The sequence below is a fragment of the bacterium genome (assembly GCA_023145965.1).
In the GTDB taxonomy this organism is placed as follows: Bacteria; UBP14; UBA6098; order UBA6098; family UBA6098; genus UBA6098.
In genome coordinates this window covers 16,104-36,271 of record JAGLDC010000010.1, presented here as the reverse complement: position 1 = coordinate 36,271, position 20,168 = coordinate 16,104, and the positions used below count along the sequence as shown (strand labels likewise).

The 20,168-nt window shown below is 42.7% G+C and carries 17 protein-coding genes; 15 read left to right on the top strand and 2 right to left on the bottom strand.

What is annotated here, in order from left to right; all coding sequences use genetic code 11:
• The 15 genes from KAH81_01390 to lpxA form a co-directional block, all read left to right on the top strand.
• Window positions 1-2,256: LPS-assembly protein LptD (locus KAH81_01390; protein ID MCK5832302.1), on the top strand; the 2,256-nt coding region annotated here is incomplete at its 5' end.
• 321 nt (window positions 2,257-2,577) lie between these two features.
• Window positions 2,578-2,850, top strand: coding sequence for an HU family DNA-binding protein (locus tag KAH81_01385; protein MCK5832301.1), 273 nt, complete (start codon window positions 2,578-2,580; stop codon window positions 2,848-2,850).
• A 359-nt stretch (window positions 2,851-3,209) separates the two neighbouring features.
• Window positions 3,210-4,367, top strand: coding sequence for a cysteine desulfurase (locus KAH81_01380; protein ID MCK5832300.1), 1,158 nt, complete (start codon window positions 3,210-3,212; stop codon window positions 4,365-4,367).
• A gap of 13 nt (window positions 4,368-4,380) precedes the next feature.
• Entirely contained in the window at window positions 4,381-5,982 is a 1,602-nt protein-coding gene (locus tag KAH81_01375) for an Ig-like domain-containing protein (GenBank protein ID MCK5832299.1), read from the top strand.
• Between the two features lie 445 nt (window positions 5,983-6,427).
• Window positions 6,428-6,898: a hypothetical protein gene (locus KAH81_01370; GenBank protein MCK5832298.1), complete on the top strand. Its 471-nt coding sequence runs from the start codon at window positions 6,428-6,430 to the stop codon at window positions 6,896-6,898.
• Between the two features lie 10 nt (window positions 6,899-6,908).
• Window positions 6,909-8,303, top strand: a complete 1,395-nt coding sequence (gene nusA / locus KAH81_01365) for a transcription termination/antitermination protein NusA (GenBank protein ID MCK5832297.1) — start codon at window positions 6,909-6,911, stop codon at window positions 8,301-8,303.
• 27 nt (window positions 8,304-8,330) lie between these two features.
• A complete protein-coding gene (gene infB, locus KAH81_01360) occupies window positions 8,331-10,640 on the top strand; it encodes a translation initiation factor IF-2 (GenBank protein MCK5832296.1) in 2,310 nt (769 codons plus the stop codon).
• An 11-nt stretch (window positions 10,641-10,651) separates the two neighbouring features.
• Entirely contained in the window at window positions 10,652-10,933 is a 282-nt protein-coding gene (locus tag KAH81_01355; protein ID MCK5832295.1) for a DUF503 domain-containing protein, read from the top strand.
• A gap of 6 nt (window positions 10,934-10,939) precedes the next feature.
• Window positions 10,940-11,287, top strand: coding sequence for a 30S ribosome-binding factor RbfA (gene rbfA / locus KAH81_01350; protein MCK5832294.1), 348 nt, complete (start codon window positions 10,940-10,942; stop codon window positions 11,285-11,287).
• Window positions 11,271-12,287 carry a bifunctional oligoribonuclease/PAP phosphatase NrnA gene (locus tag KAH81_01345; protein ID MCK5832293.1) on the top strand — a complete coding sequence of 339 codons (1,017 nt, stop codon included), beginning with the start codon at window positions 11,271-11,273 and terminating at the stop codon, window positions 12,285-12,287. The genes rbfA and KAH81_01345 overlap by 17 nt, the downstream gene beginning before the upstream one ends.
• Window positions 12,288-12,312: 25 nt before the next feature.
• On the top strand, window positions 12,313-13,179 hold the full coding sequence (truB, locus tag KAH81_01340; GenBank protein MCK5832292.1) for a tRNA pseudouridine(55) synthase TruB: 867 nt from the start codon (window positions 12,313-12,315) through the stop codon (window positions 13,177-13,179).
• A complete protein-coding gene (gene ribF, locus KAH81_01335; GenBank protein ID MCK5832291.1) occupies window positions 13,169-14,113 on the top strand; it encodes a riboflavin biosynthesis protein RibF in 945 nt (314 codons plus the stop codon). The genes truB and ribF overlap by 11 nt, the downstream gene beginning before the upstream one ends.
• Before the next feature lie 2 nt (window positions 14,114-14,115).
• Window positions 14,116-14,385, top strand: coding sequence for a 30S ribosomal protein S15 (gene rpsO, locus KAH81_01330; GenBank protein ID MCK5832290.1), 270 nt, complete (start codon window positions 14,116-14,118; stop codon window positions 14,383-14,385).
• A 69-nt stretch (window positions 14,386-14,454) separates the two neighbouring features.
• Window positions 14,455-16,617: a polyribonucleotide nucleotidyltransferase gene (locus KAH81_01325; GenBank protein ID MCK5832289.1), complete on the top strand. Its 2,163-nt coding sequence runs from the start codon at window positions 14,455-14,457 to the stop codon at window positions 16,615-16,617.
• Between the two features lie 23 nt (window positions 16,618-16,640).
• Window positions 16,641-17,426 carry an acyl-ACP--UDP-N-acetylglucosamine O-acyltransferase gene (gene lpxA / locus KAH81_01320; GenBank protein ID MCK5832288.1) on the top strand — a complete coding sequence of 262 codons (786 nt, stop codon included), beginning with the start codon at window positions 16,641-16,643 and terminating at the stop codon, window positions 17,424-17,426.
• A 45-nt stretch (window positions 17,427-17,471) separates the two neighbouring features.
• Here lpxA and KAH81_01315 read toward each other — a convergent pair whose 3' ends face one another.
• Both KAH81_01315 and KAH81_01310 read right to left on the bottom strand, forming a co-directional pair.
• The gene (locus tag KAH81_01315) at window positions 17,472-17,666 is read right to left on the bottom strand and encodes a 50S ribosomal protein L28 (GenBank protein MCK5832287.1); all 195 of its coding nucleotides are present in this window, start codon (window positions 17,664-17,666) and stop codon (window positions 17,472-17,474) included.
• A 344-nt stretch (window positions 17,667-18,010) separates the two neighbouring features.
• Entirely contained in the window at window positions 18,011-19,954 is a 1,944-nt protein-coding gene (locus tag KAH81_01310) for a CocE/NonD family hydrolase (protein MCK5832286.1), read from the bottom strand.
• Between the last annotated feature and the right edge of the window lie 214 nt (window positions 19,955-20,168).

The following is a 20,168-nucleotide window of genomic DNA, read 5'->3' as shown; positions in this document are numbered from 1 at the left end:
ACAACCATTGGGGATAGTATTGCAGTTTGGTTTGGTGAGGCGAAATTCGATAGCATCGAGGTTCATAATGGTGTCGATGGTTATTATGTTTCCAGAGAGCTCTCCTCAGATTCCTTAAAATCGGTCGAATCCGAAGATACCTTATATTATAGTGGCGACTATCTTGCTCTCTCGCGAGAGAATGAAATAGTTGCTGTTCAGGGGGAAGCTAAAATTAGCTATGACGATATGACCCTTGAAGCCGGTGATGTTCAATATGAGATTAAGAGGAATCTTCTTATAGCAAGGCCTCAAGTTTTGGAGGATTCAACAGTCGGTATGCCTGTTCTCTCTGATAATAAGCAGACAATAAGGGGAAAGAAAATTATTTATAATGTCGATACGGGTCGCGGACGAATGGTTTCTGCGAGTTCCTCACTCGATCTTGGTTATTTCAGGGGTGGTGTTGTTCATAAAGCTCAAGGAGAAACGCTTTTCGTGGCTAACTCCGAGTTTGTGCCTTGTGAATGTGAAACGGCTATGACACATTTCTGGAGTGATCGAGTAAAACTAATTCCCAAAGAAAAGGCTATAGCCCGTCATATAGTATTGTATATAGGACATTTACCCCTGTTTGCGATTCCTTTCTTTGTTTTTCCTGTTCAATCGGGAAGGACTTCCGGGCTTCTAACCTTCGATATCGGTCAGTTTCAGAAGGGTGATAGGTTCATCCGAAATATCGGGTATTATTGGGCGCCCAGCGATTATTGGGATATAAAGGCTAGCGTCGATTATGATGAGGGAAAAGGGCTTATTCTCAGGAGTGCTGGTCAATATGTCCTTAGGTATAAAATGAAGGGGAATATCTCGACGATTTATGAAATACGCCGTCAAAGGGAATTCCTTCAAAGCACCGGATCGAATAGGTGGAGCATCTCAGGAAGCCATTTACAATATCTCTGGCCCCGTAGCTCGATTACGGCACGCGCGAGTTTTGTCAGTGATAAGGAGTATTTAACCGATGTCGAGTTCGATCCTCAGGAGCGTATGCAGCGTAATCTCTCGAGTTCGGCGGCTTTTTCCCAGGATTTCGATTGGGGGTATTTGTCTTTAGGTGTCGAAAGAAACGAGAATCTCGAGACCGGCAAAATAACAAGCAAAATACCAAAGATAAAGATTAGCCGATATACGCGACCGCTTTTTCCTGCTGAGAATGAACTTAATAGCAAGTTTTATAACAAACTTTCGTTGGCTCTGAATGGCTATTCGATTTATTATAAAGAATCGGATACACTCGGTTCGCTGGAGCATTTTGGAGTTCAGAGCGATCCATCATTGAGCTTACCTTTTTTGCTTGGTCCTTATCTTACGCTTAACCCCCGCGTGAGCGGGCGTTTTGTGACTATTGATGAAGGTGTCGATTCTACAGCCTGGCCGATGAGGTTTACCTACAATGCCGGTGTCGATGCTAACACGAATATTTATGGTAGAATACCTCTTGTGGGTTTTCTAGGTATCGAGTCATTGAAACATGATATAGCCCCTAAATTTGGTTTATCCTGGACTCCAGAATTCGAGAGTGGGGAGAATTTTTATTCGTTTGCTGGTATCAGTGCCGGTGGTGGTTCCGAAGCATTTAAGGCTAATGTTTCTATCACTCAAGATTTAGGACTTTTAAAATTGGCAGATTCTCTTGGTAACCAAAGGAATATTAGACTTGGAACTGTCACGACTTCAACGAGTTACGATTTTTTCTCTGAGGGTGCCAAGATATCTGATATTCGAACAAGTATTAGAACATCGCCTGCGAGCTGGTTATCGATGACTGCGGGATTCACGCATTCGGTTTATCCTGAGGGTAGCGATGAACCATCGACTTATAGGCTTCTTTCGCGCGAGATCACAACGAACCTCTCCTACAGGGGCAATTTTTCATTTGGCGATTCACTATCAAGAGTCAGGCGCGATTTCAAGGCCTCGATTTCTCATTATATATCGGACAGGCTGTCTGGTGGAGTGTTATCTGTTTCGCATTGGTTAAAAGGCGGGCTCGATATATACATTACTCAAAACTGGCGACTCGAATACTCACATTATTATGATATCGAGAAGATGGAGAAGGTAAGTGATGAGTTAAGATTGTGGCGCGATATGGGTTGTTGGGAGGGGACTTTCGTGTGGGTTCCGTCCGGGTTTAGGAAGGGATGGTATTTTCGAATTAACATTAAAAAGCTTCCTGATATCAAGGTTGAGGGGTCACGCGGAAAAGTGCGCTAAAAAATTTATAGAAATATTATTGGGCTTAAATTTGAGGGCGACAAGCTGTTGATTAATCAAGCGCAAATGCTTGCTTTGCGGCTAAAGCATTGAACATCAAATAGATAGATAGCATTGATAACTTTTATGTTAGTGTTTTAAAAGAAGTATTATTCAAGGTATTTTGCTCTCAAAGCCCCATTCTTAGGGAAAAAATTTTTCATAAAAACAAAAAAAACCTTGACAATTGGATTTTGAAGTTCTAATTTCACTTGCAGATGACTGTAAACTGCGGGTTTGAGCTGAATCGACCCGCAAAACTCAACGCAAAGGAGGCGCAAAATGACAAAAGACGAATTCGTAGCCAAGGTAGCTGGCCAAACCGAAATGAGCAAAGCTCAGATTAACAAAACTCTCAAAGCCACCCTCGATACGATAACCGAAACCCTTAAGAAGGGTGATAAGATCAGTTTCGTGGGCTTTGGAACTTTTTCCATCAGCAAGAGAGCTAAGAGAACTGGTCGCAATCCGCTCACGGGTGCCAAATTAACGATTCCCGCGACTAAGGTTGCTAAGTTTAAGGCCGGTAAGAACCTTAAGAACGCCGTTAAGTAATCTATTTGCTTAATCGGAATGTATAAAGGCGGCTTTTAAGCCGCCTTTTTTTATTGCACAAATAAAACTCTTCGGATGACTCTATGTGTCGGGGGCGTCGTGCGCTGCGTAAAGAAACGCACCCTGAAGGGGATAGATTGATCAGTGTTCAATGTGTGTGTGGATTGCTTCTGCGATGGAGAGCATGTGTTTTATATCGAAGTAATTGGCTGTTACTATTGTCTCTTCGGATTATAGGTTTAAATAATAGATGTGGTTAGAAATGCTAATTTAGGTGGAGAAAAAAAGAAGAATCCGTTCGAATAATATTGACTTATGTTTCTTCACCTCTATTTTATTCAAATATATAGGAGGAAATTATGAGAAAAGTCTATTTAGATCACGCTGCTACTACGCCTGTGCGTCCAGAGGTCCTCAATACCATGGAGCCTTATTTTGTTGAACAATATGGTAATCCTTCGAGTCTTCATCAGTTTGGAAGATGGAACCGTGCTGCTATCGAATCGGCTAGGGATAAAGTAGCCGAATTATTAGGAACTGAGCCGGAAGAGATTTATTTTACTTCTGGTGGAACCGAGAGTGATAATCTAGTTATTAAGGGTATCGGATTGATGAATCTCGGTAAGGGAGGGCATTTCATTACTTCCAAAATTGAGCACAAGGCTGTTCTTGAATCTGTTCGGTTTATGGAAAAACTTGGATTCGATGCAACTTACCTAGATGTCGATGGATTTGGTTTTGTTTCGCCCGATGACCTTAAAAGGGCTATTCGACCGGATACTCTTCTTGTTTCTGTAATGATGGCCAACAATGAAGTCGGCTCTATCGAGCCGATTGCCGAATTGGCCAAAATTGCTCATAATAATGGCACACTTTTTCACACCGATGCTGTGCAGGCATTCGGCAAGATTCCAGTTAGGGCAAAGGAATTAGACTTCGATTTTGCAGCAGCTAGCGCGCATAAGTTTTACGGTCCAAAGGGTGTTGGCATGTGCTATATCAAGAGAGAGCATAAATCCAAGTTGGTGCCACTTATATCGGGTGGAGTCCATGAACTAAAAATGCGTGCAGGAACAGAGAATGTCCCCGGTGTTATGGGATTGGCAAAGGCCCTCGAATTGGCTGTTAATGGTTTAGAAAAGGATTCCGCGAGGGTTAAAAAACTTACTGACATGCTTTTTAAGGGTCTAAATGATGCTCTCGATGGTGTTTCACTTAACGGGCATCCCACGAACAGGCTGGATAGCTTATTGAATCTTAGCTTCGATAAGGTAGAAGGCGAGAGCCTTTTGCTTTCTATGGATATGCAGGGGATAGCTCTGAGTAGTGGTTCGGCATGCACGAGCGAAAGCCTGGAAGCTAGCCATGTTCTCGAAGCGATGGGTTTCGATCCTCTTCGCACCCACAGTTGTATTCGCTTTTCACTTGGACGCGAGAATACTGAAGAGGATATCGAGTATGTCCTTCGGGTGATGCCTCCCATAATCGAGAAATTGCGTAGTGTAAGTGTGCTTTGATAAAGGCATATTGTTGCAAAAAAGAAGTAAACCCCTTGCATTAATCATTTTATGGATTTTTGGTCTGTCTTGTGCAAGAATTCAGGCGCCGCAAGGAGGGCCTGAGGATAAGTCGCCTCCTGAGATAGTGGAGACGAATCCCCAGAGTTTATCTCTCGGAGTTTCACCTACAGAGAATATTGTTATATGCTTTGATGAATACATCAAGCCCATAAAAAATGCGACTATTCTCTTACCTCGAGTAGAGGGTCTTGAAACCAAGATAAAAGGTAAGAAACTCACAATTACACACAAAGAACCTTTTTCACCAAACACGACATATAGGGTTTCCATTTCTTCTAAGATTAGCGACTACCGAAATAATTATCTTAGTGGCTCTGAGGGTTTCGCGTTTAGCACTGGCCAAAGCATCGATAGCCTGGATATTCGAGGTAGAATTTATCAAAAGAACGGTTTTTCTCCCGCAGGAGATATGAGGGTGGAGGCTTTTGCGCTGGAAGATATTTCTCCTCTGAGAATAGTAGATAATCCTATTGCGGCTTCATGGGTGGGTGTCGATGGTAGGTTCACACTTAATAATCTCCCAGAGAGAGATTATTTTCTGCGAGCTTTTAGGGATATTAACGGCGATGGCCAACCTAACGATGGGGAGGAATTGGCTTATGCCCCCGCCTTATGCAAAGCTGGTGAGCGTCCTGCTTGGGTAATGTTGTCCGAGCCTGTCGATACTATTCCCCCGAGACTTATTTCGGTGCTTGCAGAAAATGAGCATGTATTGAAACTCAGGTTTTCAGAAGATATTGAATTAAGACCGAGTGCTCGCCTGATCTTTTCTAGTTCTTCGAAATCCACGGATTTGATTTTGGGAAAGGGAAGTGCAAACACGGCTTACATATTTGTTTCTGAGGCTTTCGATATCGCTGATAATAGGTTTAAACTAATTAACATTGAAGACTTGGCGGGTAATGAATTAATACCCGATGAAATGAGCTTCGAGGTTCCCGTAGTCAAATCGGATACACTTCACACGAAGGTGAGCTATTCTAAGGAGCCAATTCTTCCTAATGAATCTCTGGTTGTCAAATTGAGTAAGCCCATTGATAAGGGTATAATTATAGTGGAAGATTCCACCGGTGCGAAAATTCCCGGTAGAACATCTATTGAACATCCATACTGGCTCGTTTTTAAACCTTTAGATCGATGGCCATTAAGAAGAGATTTAATGTGGGCTCTAGATTCTTCCATTACTATTGCTGGCGAGGTTATTGAAGATACTATTAGACGGAGGATTAATATACTCGATCAATCGCAGTTCGGGGCTCTTGAGGTTAGATCTGTAGTCGATTGCGAGAATCTAATTATATCTGCATATTCGGTTAATGATGATTCAGCGGCGTATAGACTCGAGCTTTCCGATGGTTTTTATAAAGCGGATTATCTTCCTGAGGGATCTTATGTTTTATTTGCTTTCTGCGATGCCAATGGAGATTCTGAATTTTCGAATGGTCAATTGAGTCCTTTAATATTTTCCGAAGAAGCTTATATTTCTCCCGATACGATAAATGTTAGAGGTTTTTGGACTACTGAATATGAGTTTAAGGCAATTTCGCGATAATATATTGGATTATTTTATCTTATGGTATATTATATGCTTCTCCCATTTTCCCACAGGATAGAATTAGCACTACATTATGATAGGTCGCTTTGAAGCATCGTGAGTTTTGCTTTTGGCAAGGAGCAGGTGTCCGGAGGCAACTTTTATAAAATAAGATAATATCTTGCTCCGGCCGATCGGCTATTTTTTTAGCACGTTGAATGCAGGCTTTCTGCGAAGGCAGAAATATCGAGGCCTTTATGCGCTACTGTCGTGTGGTTTAGTGGATATGTGAGATTTAGTGTTAGCGCTTATCGATGAACTTAGAATGATGTCATTTTTTGGTAGATTTGTGAATTTATTATAAAATCATAAGATGATTTTTGGAGATTTATTTAAAAGGAATTACTCAAACGCAATATTTTACTTGCATTCCGATGTTTTAGTATTAGTTTTATTGGATTATTTGCATAGCATTAAACAGATTGTTGTTGTGAAAGATATTTTGCACAATATTGAAAGTATATTGACGCCTTTTCTGGATAAGAAAGGTATAGAGTTGGTCGAGTTGAGGGTGATAGGTAATGGAAAGAACCAGACACTTAAGGTTGTTGTCTGGTCTAAGGAGAATTTTGATATGGGAGCAGTATCGGGTATTTCGCGGCACGTTAGCGATTTACTCGATGCGGAAGATATTATTCCTGGTTTTTATAATCTTGAGGTTACTTCGCCTGGTTTGGATAGGAAATTAACAAATTGCGAGGATTTTCGAAGGGTTGAAGGAGAAAGAGTTAGGTTTACGCTAGTAGATGGCATAGTCAAGATTGGCGTGGTTGTGTCTTCGATTGATGGCAAGATTGTTATCGAAAACGAGAATGAAACGGAAGAATTGAATCTTAAAGATATAGTAAAAGGGAAAATCGAAATAGAATTTTAAGGATAGAGTTATGGCGAAAAAAGAATTAGGTAATATCCAAATCGTAGAGGCTATGGAAGAGATAATAAACGAGAAGCTTCTCGATGCCGATACAGTGGTTCAAACCCTTAAAGATGCGCTTCTTCTAGCTGTAAAAAAGAAATATGGCAGCGCCGATAATGTTGAAGTTGAATTCGACCCCAAGGTTGGACGCTTGGCTATTCGAGCTAAGAAGAAGGTCAAGCGTGAGGTTGAAGACCCGCTTCTCGATATTGATGCTGCCGAGGCAAAAGCGCTTGATCCGGATATTCGTATTAATCAGTGGATGTGGGTTTATCTCGATCTGGCGACTTTTGGAAGAAACGCTATCCAGATTGCTAAGCAGATATTGATTCAACGAATCCGTGAAGCCGAACGGGAAAATGTATTTGCTGATTTCCAACACAAAATAAAAGAGATAACTTCGGGTCCGATACAGAGAATCGAGAAGGGCGCAATTATTATTAATCTTGGAAGGACAGAGGGAGTCATTCCTCGTGGAGAGCAGATTCCGGGAGAAAGATATAGTATTGGCAAGATCATTCGTTCACTTGTTTTGGATGTTCAGAAGAACCCGAGAGGACCGCAGATACTTTTATCACGGAAATCGGCTGATTTTTTGCGGAAGTTGTTTGAATTCGAGGTTCCGGAGATTTATGAGGGTCGTGTCGAGATAGTCGCAATTGCTCGCGAAGCTGGGGAGAGAAGCAAAATTGCTGTCTATAGTGTGGACGAAAAGATAGACCCTGTAGGAGCCTGTGTTGGTCTTAAAGGAACTCGTGTTCAAAGTGTTGTTAAAGAATTGAATAATGAGAAGATAGATATAATCGGATGGGATTCGGATCCTGAAAGGTTTATTACAAGGGCGTTAGCGCCAGCTACGGTGCTGATGGCTTTTTTGGCTGCCGACGAAAATCATATGATAGTTGTTGTCGATGACGACGAGTTATCATTGGCTATCGGTAAGGGTGGTCAGAATGCGCGCCTTGCGGCAAAACTTACAGGGTGGCGAATTACTCTATTTGGGCGTGAGCAGTATCAGTCGCTTCTTATGGATGTTAAAGAGCTTCCCGAGGTTACGCCAGAGCAAGCCAAAGCTCTTCATAGCTTCGATATCGATACTGTTCAGAAGCTTGCCCGCATGAGTGTGGCCGCGCTACAGGAGATACCGGGTATTGGAGAGGAAGCACCACTTATTCTTGCAGATGCGCTAGTTACAATGGAGGATATTGGGCTCGAATACGGTTTTGTCACGGATAGGGAAGCGCTTTTAATAGAGCGTGGAATAGATCCCGAAGAGGAGCGCGCGCGTAAGAAAGCCGAGCGTGAAGCTTATGAGGCACGCAAACGCGATGAAAAATCAAACGGCGATTCAGAAAAAGAATAGGCTATATTTAGGGGTTTCGAGTAAGCAATGAGGATTTACGAAAAAGCAAGAGAATTGGGAATCGAAAGCAAAGAGTTGATCGAATTGCTGGAGAAGCTGGGTTTCGGTCAAAAAACAGCCTCCAGTTCTATCGACTCCATCATGGAAGAGAAAATCGCCGAGAGTTTCTCTGGCAAAAAGAGCAAAGCCACCAAATCTAAAGACGAGAAAACCGAGGTCAAACTGGAAACGCTTCAAGAGAAGCGTAGGAGGGAACGTAGGGAGGCGATTCTGAAGTCTATTGGAAGCGCACATCCTAAACCGGTTACCCCAAGGCGTATTGTCAAGGTGGAGCCTGAAAAGCCTCCCACGAAAGTTCCTAAGACATCCGTGGTAGAGCTTAGACCAAGACCTAAAAAGCCCAAGAAGCTTAAACCATTACATATACTCGAGAAAATGAAGGTTTCGGAATATGCCGAGGCTGCTGGTGTCACCACTCGTGATGTTCTATGTGCGTGTATGACTTTCGGGGTTATGGCAACCGCCAACCAAAAGCTATCTCTCGATGTTATCGAAGCGGTTTCGGAAGAGCTCGGGTTCTTCCCGATACTTGTGGATGAAAAGGAATTCCACAAGAAACCTGCTGAACTTCGAGAGGCGAAGAAGCATGGAGCAAAACAAGAAGTCCAAATATCCGAGGCTAAGGATGGCGAGGTTTCTGAGGTAGAGGGTGAAGTCAAAGCTGAAGATGTTTCTAAAGAAGAGGAAGCTGTTCCCACAGCTAAGGAGCAATCGGCAAAGAAGGCCAAGAAAAGGAAGAAAAAAAAGGCGGTTCGGGTAGGAGGAGTCTCCCGTTCTCCGGTTGTTACAGTTATGGGACATGTCGATCATGGCAAAACAACTTTACTTGACCATATTCGTAGTGCTAACGTAGTTGCGGGCGAAAAAGGAGGCATTACACAACATATCGGCGCTTATTCTGTTGAAACCAAACAAGGTCGCATTGCATTTATTGATACACCCGGCCATGCTGCTTTCACAGAGATGCGTGCTCGCGGTGCTGATGTCACAGATATTGTAATTCTTGTTGTATCGCAGGATGATAAACTTATGCCTCAGACAAAAGAAGCAATAGATCATGCTCGCGCGGCGGAGGTTCCTATTATTATTGCTATCAACAAGATGGATCTTCCTGGGGCCAGCGCGGATAGGATTAAATCCGAACTTGCAAGCTATGGGTTAATGGTGGAGGAGTTGGGTGGAGACACTCTTTCGACGGAGATATCCGCATTGAAGGGGGAGGGTGTTCCTCATCTTCTGGAGTTAGTAGCTCTTCAGGCCGAGATGATGGAGCTTAAAGCCGATCCAGAAGGTTCGGCTAGGGGCGTTATCATCGAGGCTTTACTCGATAAATTCCGAGGTTCGACAGCAACATTGCTTATCAAAGAGGGTACACTGAAAAAAGGTGATTCTTTCGTCTCGGGTTGTTGTTCAGGTAGAATTCGTAGTATGGAGAACGAAAGAGGTAAGGCTTTAAAGATGGCTGGACCCTCCACTCCAGTGGTTATTACAGGTATGAGCAGTGTTCCTCAAGCTGGTGAGGAGTTTATTGTCGTTTCATCTGATTCTGAGGCTCACCACATAGCCGAAGATAATAGGATTAAATCTACTACCACAGAGGAAAGCGCTTTTAAGAGTATGACGTTGGAAGATTTCTTCTCTCTTGTTCAGGGTGAAGGCATAAAGGAACTTCCAGTTGTTCTCAAGGCTGATGTTGATGGTTCCTTAGAAGCTATCTCTATGCTTGTTGGCAATCTTGGGGATTCCGAAGTAAAGGTCAAGATTATTCATTCGGGTGTGGGAGCTATTACTAAAAACGATGTGCTTCTCGCTGAGGCTTCGAGCGCTGTAGTTGTAGGTTTTAATATCAAAGCAGATAACCTTGCTAAGACTTTTGCTAAGAAAAAAAGCGTAGATATTAAGCTATATGACATTATTTATGAGTTAAGTGCGGATATTAAGGCGGCACTGGAGGGTATGCTCGAGCCGGAGATAGTAGAAGAAAAGGCAGGGACTGCTGAAATTAGACAGGTATTCAAGATACCTAGAGTGGGTCTTGTTGCTGGGAGTTACATTCAGGAAGGTGTTTTCCGTAGAGGATTCAAGATTGAAGTAGTCAGAGCTGGTGAGGTTATCGGAAACAGCAAGGTCACTGGATTGAAGCGTTTTAAGGACGATGTTAAGGAAGTTAATGCAGGTTTCGAATGCGGGATCGAGTTATCTGGTTTCAAGGATTTCGTTGAGGGAGATATTCTTGTCGCATATGAGGTTAAGAAGGTGCTCAGGCGACTCGAATAAATGGGAGAGCCGTGATTATTGCGTATCGAAGTCTGGAGATTATTATTAAAAGCTCTCATTCTTTGAAAGAGAAGAGACAAGTGATTCGGAGAATTAAAGACATAATAAAATCGAAATTCAATGTTTCATTTGCGGAGATAGATTTTCATGATAAATGGCAGAGAAGCAAATTAGGGCTGGTTACAATAGCTATGAAGAGGATTGATGTGGATAAAAGGCTCGATAATATTCAGGATTTTATTGAAAGAGACGATAGGGTAACGATTCTCGATGTTGAAAGGGAGTATCTTTAGGTGTCAATGAGAACCCAAAGAGTAGGTAAAGAGATTCAAAGGATAATCAGCGATCTTCTTACTAGAGGGGAGTTGCATGACCCTCGTTTTGCTGGTATGATTTCTTTTACAAAGGTCGATGTTGCTCCCGATCTTAGGACGGCGAAGGTATATTTTAGTTGTTTTGGTAATGAGGAAGATGCCGCGAATACTGATCAAGCTCTCGAAAGTGCCAGGGGTTTCATTCAATCTGAAGTAGCTTCTATGCTTGTTATACGCTATTCGCCAAAACTCACTTTTGTCCGCGACGAGTCAATAGCCTACGGCGATAAAATCGAACGAATACTGAATGATATCAATGTCGAACATAAATAAAGTTCCGGATCAAATAATTGAAGCGCTTCGTATAGGGAGTAAATTTTTGATCCTTGGGCATAAAAATCCTGATGGTGATTCTCTTGGTTCTATGCTTGCCCTTAGTTCGTTCATCAGACACCAGATGAAAAAAGAAGCTTTTATCCCTGCGCCCTCAGTGTGGCCTCAAAAGTATTTTTTCCTTGAAAAGCATAAAAATGGTGCCGGTTCGGTTTTTACTTCTGGAATAGATACTCTAATTTTTCTTGATTGTTCTTCACAAAATCGCGTTGATTGGGGCGAGTTGTTCCCTGAGGATTATTCGGATTCGAAGAAGATTGTCATCGATCACCATAAAGAGGGAAAACCTTTCGGCGATATCAATTGGATCGATCCGAGCGCAGCTGCCACAGGCGAGATGATTTATAAAATACTAGAGATTTTTGATGCCAATTTTACCATGGATATTGCTGAATCCATTTATTCCGCTATTCTCACCGATACTGGCAGGTTTACCTATTCTAATACAACCTCAAAGTCTCTCGAGATTTGCGCGAGGCTTGTAGATTCCGGAAATCTCGATCTAACAAATATTACATCTCAGTTGTATTATAATTTTTCTGAGGAATACCTTAGGAATATCGGTATAGCTTTATATAATACAAGAGGTTACTATGATTCTAAGATTCTCCTTCTTACTCTTGATAAGGCTTCGGTAAAATCATTCTCGACAACCTTCGATGATACAGAGGGAATAGTCGATCTTGCGATGAGCGTGAAAGGTGTCGAGGCTGCCGCCCTGTTCAAAGAACTTTCCCGCAATGTTATCCGGATTTCACTCAGAAGTAGAGGCAACATAGATATCGGTTCTATAGCATCTGAACTTAGTGGTGGTGGCCATCATAACGCTGCGGGATGCACCCTTAATATGCCTCTCTCATTAGCTAGAGAGGTTATTCTCGATAGAATGGAGAGTTTACTTACCCAGTTCGAGAAGCTGGAGGAGAAGAGTATTGTTTGACGGTTTGATTTTTCTTGATAAACCTATGGACGGATCAACTGCATACTATGTTAGGAAGATCGGACGGGTTTTAGGTTGTAAAGCCGGGCACACAGGCACACTCGATCCAATGGCTACAGGATTAGTCGAAGTGCTTCTCGGAAGTTCAACAAAGTTAAATCCTTTTTTTACTAATTTAGAGAAGACCTATATTGGGAGAGCTCGGCTTGGAATTCGCACAAACACAGGGGATCGAGAGGGGGAGGTTCTTGAGCGTCATGAAGTTAAAATCGATGAAGATGGTATTCGGCAGATAGCCGCAGGTCTTTCAGGGGAGTTAGAGTTGTCTGTGCCGATTTATTCTGCTGTTAAAGTAAAGGGTAAAGCTTTATATAAATATGCCAGAAGAGGTGTGGCTGTCGAGTTACCTAAGAGAAGGATCGAGGTTTTCAGATTCGATATTACGAATATCGACTTGCCGGATTTCGAGTTTGAGGCAAGGGTGTCAAAAGGCACTTATATTCGCTCTCTAGCTGAACGAATAGGGGACTTAGCTGGTTGTGGTGCCCATTTGACAACACTTAGGAGAACTAAAATCGGTGATCGAGATATCAGTGATTCTATAACCTTTGAGAATGTTATTAAAATGGCGGAGCTAGGCGTTTTAGGTGATAAAATAATTAATCCTATCGAGGCATTGGTTATGCCTGGACTAGAGGTGGATTTTAATATTGCAAGGCAGATTGCCTCAGGGATTCACGCGCAAATAGATATTGACAAAATTGGAACGGGCAGTATATTCTACGTTTCGTATTCTGCGAAACTAATAGCTGTTTTGAGGAAATCACCTATGAAAGGGAATGATTTCGAATTCGTTCGAGTTTTAACCCGACCGGAAAAAATTGAAAACTGAATACCTGTTAAATCCGTCGTTTCTGCTTAAAGAAACGGCTGTTGCGGTTGGAAGCTTCGATGGTTTACATCTTGGGCATCGCGATGTTATTTCTTCCCTTTTGGGTGTGTCTTCAAAAAAAGGCCTTAAAAGTGTTGTTTTAACCTTTTCAAGGCATCCACGCGCGTTTTTAGCCCGAAATGGTTTTCCTGTTTTAACAACGGAGTCCGAAAAGATATCGCTTCTTTCGAGACTTGGAGTCGATAGTACGGTTTTTGTTGAGTTTTCTGAATCTTTCGCTTCTCAATCGGCGGAAGAATTTATTTTGAATTATTTGATCGATTCTCTAGGTATGAAGGCTTTGGTTTTGGGTAAGGATCATGCTTTTGGGCGTGATAGATGTGGACAAGAGGTATTGAGATCGTTGGGCAAAGAGATGGGATTCGAGGTGATTGTTGTCGAATCCGTTCTTTGGGATAATTTGGCGATTAAAAGCACTCGAATCAGGGATTGCCTTATTGCGGGTGAAATGAGCTCGGTTGCACAGATGCTCGGAAGGCCGTATTCTATTTCGGGAGTAGTGTCTAGAGGTATGGGAAGAGGGGGAAAGCTTGGATTTCCGACAGTGAATATTAAACACCCTGAGGATAAGCTTTTGCCTCCGAACGGTGTTTATATTTCCACTGACGGCGATGGTATGCCGGGATTGCTTTATGTGGGTTCAGCACCTACCTTCGGAGAGAGGGAAATTGTTGCTGAATTTCACGGAGTTAATTCTCCAAGAGCGGAATATGGTCAGGAATTTGCTGTTTCAGTAATCGAGAGACTTCGCGGCGAGAAGACTTTTCAGAGTAGCGAGGATCTTGTTAGGCAGATGGACGAGGACAAACGGGTCTTGGTTAAATGGTTAAAAGATGAAGGTATTGTGTTAATTAATAATTCTAAGGAGGCATGAAGTTGTCTATCACGAAAACAAAAAAAGCGGAAATTATAAGTGACTTCGGGCGCAGACCCGACGATGTCGGCTCACCAGAGGTCCAAATCGCGATTCTCACGGAGAGGATCACCCAGCTTTCGATGCATTTTAAAGAGCATCCGAAAGACAATAATTCTAAGAGAGGATTCCATATTCTAATCGGCAGAAGAAAAAAACTTCTTGCTTATTTGCGTAACGAAGATTACGCCACTTACAAGACTCTTATTGCAAAGCTTGGAATTCGTCGCTAAACTTTCCTGTTCTTGTATTTACCCTGTCTTTAGACTGGGATGATGGAGTTAAATGATGAAAGGTAGAAAATGTCAAAAGAAGTAGTTAAAACTACAATTAATAATGTGGAACTGTCAATAGAGACGGGTGAGATAACCAGGCAAGCTAATGGAGCGGTGCTGCTTAACTATGGCGAGACACAGGTTCTTGTTACAGCCTGTATGGATTCAAAAGCCAAGTCGGATTACAGTTTTTTCCCGCTAACGGTTGAATATAGGACGAGAACTTATGCCTCAGGCAGAATTCCCGGGGGCTTTTTCAAGAGAGAGGGTAAACCGCCGAACTCAGATGTTCTTAATGCAAGGCTTATTGATCGACCGGTTCGTCCTCGATTCCCAAAAGATTTCATGTATGAGATTCAGATTTTTGCTATTCCGCTGTCTTTCGATGGCGAGCATGATCCTGATGTTCTGGCCATGGTTGGAGCGAGTGCAGCCTTATCCATCTCGGATATTCCTTTTGGTGAACCCTTTGGGGTGGTTAGAATAGGTAATGTGGGAGGGAAGTTTATCGCCAATCCCACACTTGCAGAGCGTAGCGAGAGCATTATGGATATTGTTGTCGCTGGAACAGGTGAGGATATCTTGATGGTCGAGGGTGGTGCTTTAGAGATATCCGAGGATCTTCTTGTTGAGGCTTTAGAGTTTGCAAAGCCAATTCTGGATGATCTGTGCAAAATGCAAGCTGAGCTTATTGAAAAAGTTGGCAAGCAGAAATTCGAATATGAACCAGTTGCCGGGGTTGATCCGGAAATCGACAAAGCGGTTAGAGAACAAATTACCGATAAAATTACCGATGCTCTTCTCACTGAAGGCAAACATATGAGGGCGAAAGCGCTTCGCGAACTAACCCATTCGGTTACTGAGAATCTTGCCGAGAGTTTTCCTGAAAAAGAGGGCGAAATTAAAGACGTCGTTCACGAGGTTCAACGCGAGACTATGCGCTCGATGATTTTGGATAAAGGAAAGCGTGTAGATGGAAGAACAACTACAAATATAAGAAAAATATCTGTTATTCCCGGTTATCTCAACCGGACGCATGGTAGTGCTCTCTTCACAAGAGGCGAAACTCAGTCGCTTACAGTTCTGACTCTTGGATCGAAGCTTGATGAGCAGAAGATCGAAGATCTTGGAGGCGAAAGTTTCAAAACATTCATGCTGCATTATAACTTCCCACCGTTTTCTGTGGGTGAAGTTAAACGAGCAGGGGCGCCATCCAGAAGGGAAATCGGCCACGGCACGCTCGCGGAAAGAGCAATTCAACCAGTGGTTCCTTCAGAGGAAATGTTCCCTTATACGATTCGCTTAGTTAGCGAAATATTAGAATCTAATGGTTCATCTTCTATGGCCACGGTTTGTGCGGGAAGTCTTGCTATGATGGATGCTGGAGTTCCCACAAAAAGCCCTGTAGCAGGTATTGCAATGGGTCTTGTTTCCGATGGCGAGCGCTACGAAGTCTTGACTGACATACTAGGTGACGAAGATCACATGGGTGATATGGATTTCAAGGTTGCCGGCACTAGCGAAGGTATAACGGCTTTTCAAATGGATGTTAAGATCGGAGGAGTTTCTCTGGAGATCATGCGCAAGGCGCTTTTGCAAGCTAAAGAGGGACGAGAGACGATACTCGGCATTATGAATGAAGCCATTTCTACACCGCGCGATCATCTGTCTCCATATGCGCCACAAATTGTAACTATTAAGATCAATCCTGAAAAAATCGGTCTTCTTATAGGCCCAGGGGGAAAGACGGTTCGCTCGATACAGGAAGCGACAAACACGACTGTAGCTATCGAGAATGATGGCTCGGTTCAAATTGCTTCTCCGAATGCCGATGGTTTGGAACAAGCTCTTCAATTAATAAAAGGTCTCACCGAAGAGGCTGAGATTGATAAGGTCTATGAGGGAACTGTAGTAAGGATCGCCGATTTCGGGGCGTTTATTGAAATACTTCCAAATCAGGATGGCCTTTTGCATATCTCTGAGATGGAATATGGTAGGACGCAGAACGTCGAAGATGTTATGCGCATGGGAGATAAAGTGCAGGTAAAGGTAATTGATATACAGCCTGACGGAAAGATTCGCCTATCACGCAGAGCACTTCTTCCTAAGCCCGAAGGTTATGTCGAACCTGAAAAAAATGAGCGCAGTAGGGGAGGGGACCGTGGCGGTGATCGGAGAAGGCGCAGATAACTGACTAGACTAAAGGATAGTCAATGAGCAGCTTAAGTATTCATCACAGCGCTGTCGTCGAGGACGGCGCTGTGTTGGCCGATGGTGTTCGAGTCGGACCGCATAGCTTTATAGAAGCCGGTGCGGTTATAGGAGAGAACTGTGAAATAGGATCTTCAGTTTGGATTTCAGGCTTTACAAAAATTGGAAAAGATAATAAAATCTTCCATTGTGCATCGATAGGGGCTCCCCCTCAAGACTTGAAATTCAATGGCGAACCCACTACAGTCGAGATTGGCGATAATAATGTCATCAGAGAATTCGCAACTATACATCGAGGCACTAAAGCAACATGTAAAACCATAGTAGGTTCGGATAATCTGCTTATGGCATATGTTCATATTGCCCATGATTGTAGAGTGGGAAGCGATATCGTGATGGCAAATTGCCTTAATTTGGCCGGTCATGTTACTATCGATGACCATGCCATCCTAGGGGGATTACTTCCAATACATCAGTTCTGCCATATAGGCTCTTATGTGATGCTTGGAACTGGCGCGAAGATTGTCCAAGATATATTGCCCTATTCTCTTGTAGGTGCCGATCCAACAAGAGTTTCCGGTATTAATAGAATCGGGCTGGAACGTCGAGGTTTTTCCGAAGAAACAATGCGTATCCTGAAAAATTGCTTCAGGATTATTTATTATTCTAAAATTACCTTTTCAAAGGCCGTTAAAGAAATTGAAAAACGCTATTCAACTGTTCCAGAAGTAAAATATTTGCTGGATTTTATATCGAAATCACAGCGAGGGATAACATTAAAAAAATAAAGACCGCCAAAGCGGTCTTTATTTATCACAATATTTAACTAAATGCTATTTTACGTTCTTGATGACCTTGCCTGCTTTTATGCATCTCGAACAAACAGTCATCCTTACAGGTTTGCCATCGACAATCGCTTGGACCTTCTGTAAATTCGGATTGAATTTGCGAAGAGTCCTGTTAACCGCATGTGAAACATTCCTCCCAGAACGAGCCCTTTTACCACATATTTGACATATTCTAGACATTATATCCTCCAAGTATTTAATCTCTAAATTCGATCCAATATATCTATCACTCGATTCAATGCAACCCTTTTTTGAAATTATAAAACTAAACCCTAATAAATTATAAGTGTAGATAATCTATATAGGTTGCGAAATTATAAATTAATATTAATCGAGGATGATGGAGCGCTGGCGCGGGTGGGGCGATGGCGTGAAATTTGCCAACTAGCAAATTTCATGACTAAGCGGAGGAGTGTGGTGGATTTTTGCACAAAAAAGGCGAAACTTAACTCCAAATTAACGGAATAGCAAAAACCGTGACAGCGCCGGGGAAATGGTGCGAAAAATTAAATTACTTTATCTGATTATTTAAGATATACTAGTCTGGCCGTAGTCGAGTATCCTCCTGCATCGACGCGAACTAAGTATATACCTGAACCGATTCCTTCCGAAGGTTCCCAAATGATAGATGTTGAATTATCCGTCCCAATCGATGGCGACGTTAAATTGGCTATAAGCCTGCCAGATAAATCGAATATTTGTGCATTAACAATGCTATTTATGCCTTGAAATGTAAGTGTTATAGCAGAGTTGAACGGATTCGGATGCGCCATAATGTTGATGCTTTTCGGTAATTCAGTAATCTGCTCATCGATCCCGAATGACTCGAACGACACGACCGGCAACAGAAGATGGCTTGCAAGCTCGGGAGTGCGATAAACGCAGTTTGTTGCTGTAAAAGTAAATGGGTCGTCAACCATGAATGGGCCACCATTGTTGGCGTTGCGCTCGAAACGCGGATGATTCGAGGAAGAAATTATAACTCGAACCTTGTGACCGGCATTGAAGACGTGGCCAATACTCCAGACATCGATGTCAAAAGTATCTGGAACTCCTGGTTCGAGCGAATCGACAACATCTAATCCATGCCTATGTCTTCCTTGTAAAACATTGTCGGTCATAAGGATAGACCTTCCGTCAGGATATACATCTGTTAATCGGACAGTCCAATCCGTGTCAAATCTATCTGAGGCACCATAGAGTATCATTCTTACTTTACCGCAAACGAATAAGGTTTCCTCTAAAACTGCAGTAGTGTATATTAGAACATCGGACCGAGATTCGATAATATTTTGGTTTTTTGGGCCGTAGCCTGTCGAAAGACCGATGTATTCCCTTCCTCCTATTGTAGGACAAGGATAGTCAGGGTCATAAATAAAAGTGTCTATGGTCTCGGTTATAGGTGCTATCGTATCGAGTGAGCCTTCGTTTTTAAGGTAATATTCCTTGTAAGTCATGCCAACTGGCGGCCATTGGTCTATGTTTATCCAGCGATTCCAAGTAAGAGTATCGTCGGTGTCGCAATCTCCGGTAAGATAAAAACGCACAGGGGGTTCGGACATAATCCCAGAGGCTTCACCTTTTAACCAATAACCATACCACTCAACAGCAATGAGAGTTAGGTCTTCCTCGGAAACTTCAGCATTAGGTGGATAATATAGATCTCCCTGATGAACTGTTCCAACAGCATCGCCGTGGCCGATAGGCGCGATAATTATTTTTTGATTTCCAAATGCTGCCTGCATCCGTTGGAAGGCCTCTATTTGACCGTCGGTATACATGTCATACCAACCAGTTACATGGTAAGATGGAAGTTCGAGTGAATCGTATTTTAAACTTAGATCGACAGCTTGCCACAGAGTATCGTAGTTTGGGTGGTTAGCTATTGTATCGATCAAGGTTGGAGCGCCAATGTCATCGAGCCACTCTTCAACCAATACACGCCTGAGCGCGCCACCGTTATAAGCAACATGGTGATACATGCTGGGGCCGGCCATAATCGGAACGATACAATCTAACTCCGGATGCATGGCGCCTGCTGCCATGTATTGGGTCATTCCAGGTGCAGAAGCCCCGAACATTCCTATGTGACCGTCACACCAGCTTTGCTCGGAAATCCATTGAATACAGTCGTAACCATCCTTTAAAGGTCCCCATGCATCGGACAGAAAAACCATTGGTTCGCCTTCGGAATCATAACGGCCTCTGAGGTTTTGACTAACATAAATGTAACCGAGAAAATCTGTTACGAGCGAGGCGAGCATTTCGTCAAGATTACGGTTATAAGGAGTCCTCTCCAAAATCACCGGAAAAGGACCTTCACCTTCAGCGGGTGTATATATTTCGGTTGCGAGATGGACGCTATCCCTCATAGGGATCATTTCTGTTGTTTGAGTGTAAGAGTATGCGGAAAAAACCAATATAAGTGGTATGAGCAAATAAACAGGAGTGAGAATATAGCGACGCATATAGACCTTTCGTTAGCATTTTAACAGCCTATTATTCTAAAGATTTTTTGCAAAATTACAATCCCATAGTATAGAGAGGGCATAATTTCATAAAAAAATATAGGTCCTTGATATTTGGATAAAAAATAAGAATCTCCTATATAAATAGGAGATTCTTCCCACGAAAGATAACATTCTTTCGGTTCCCTATAATATAATAAATACTGCATGGTTA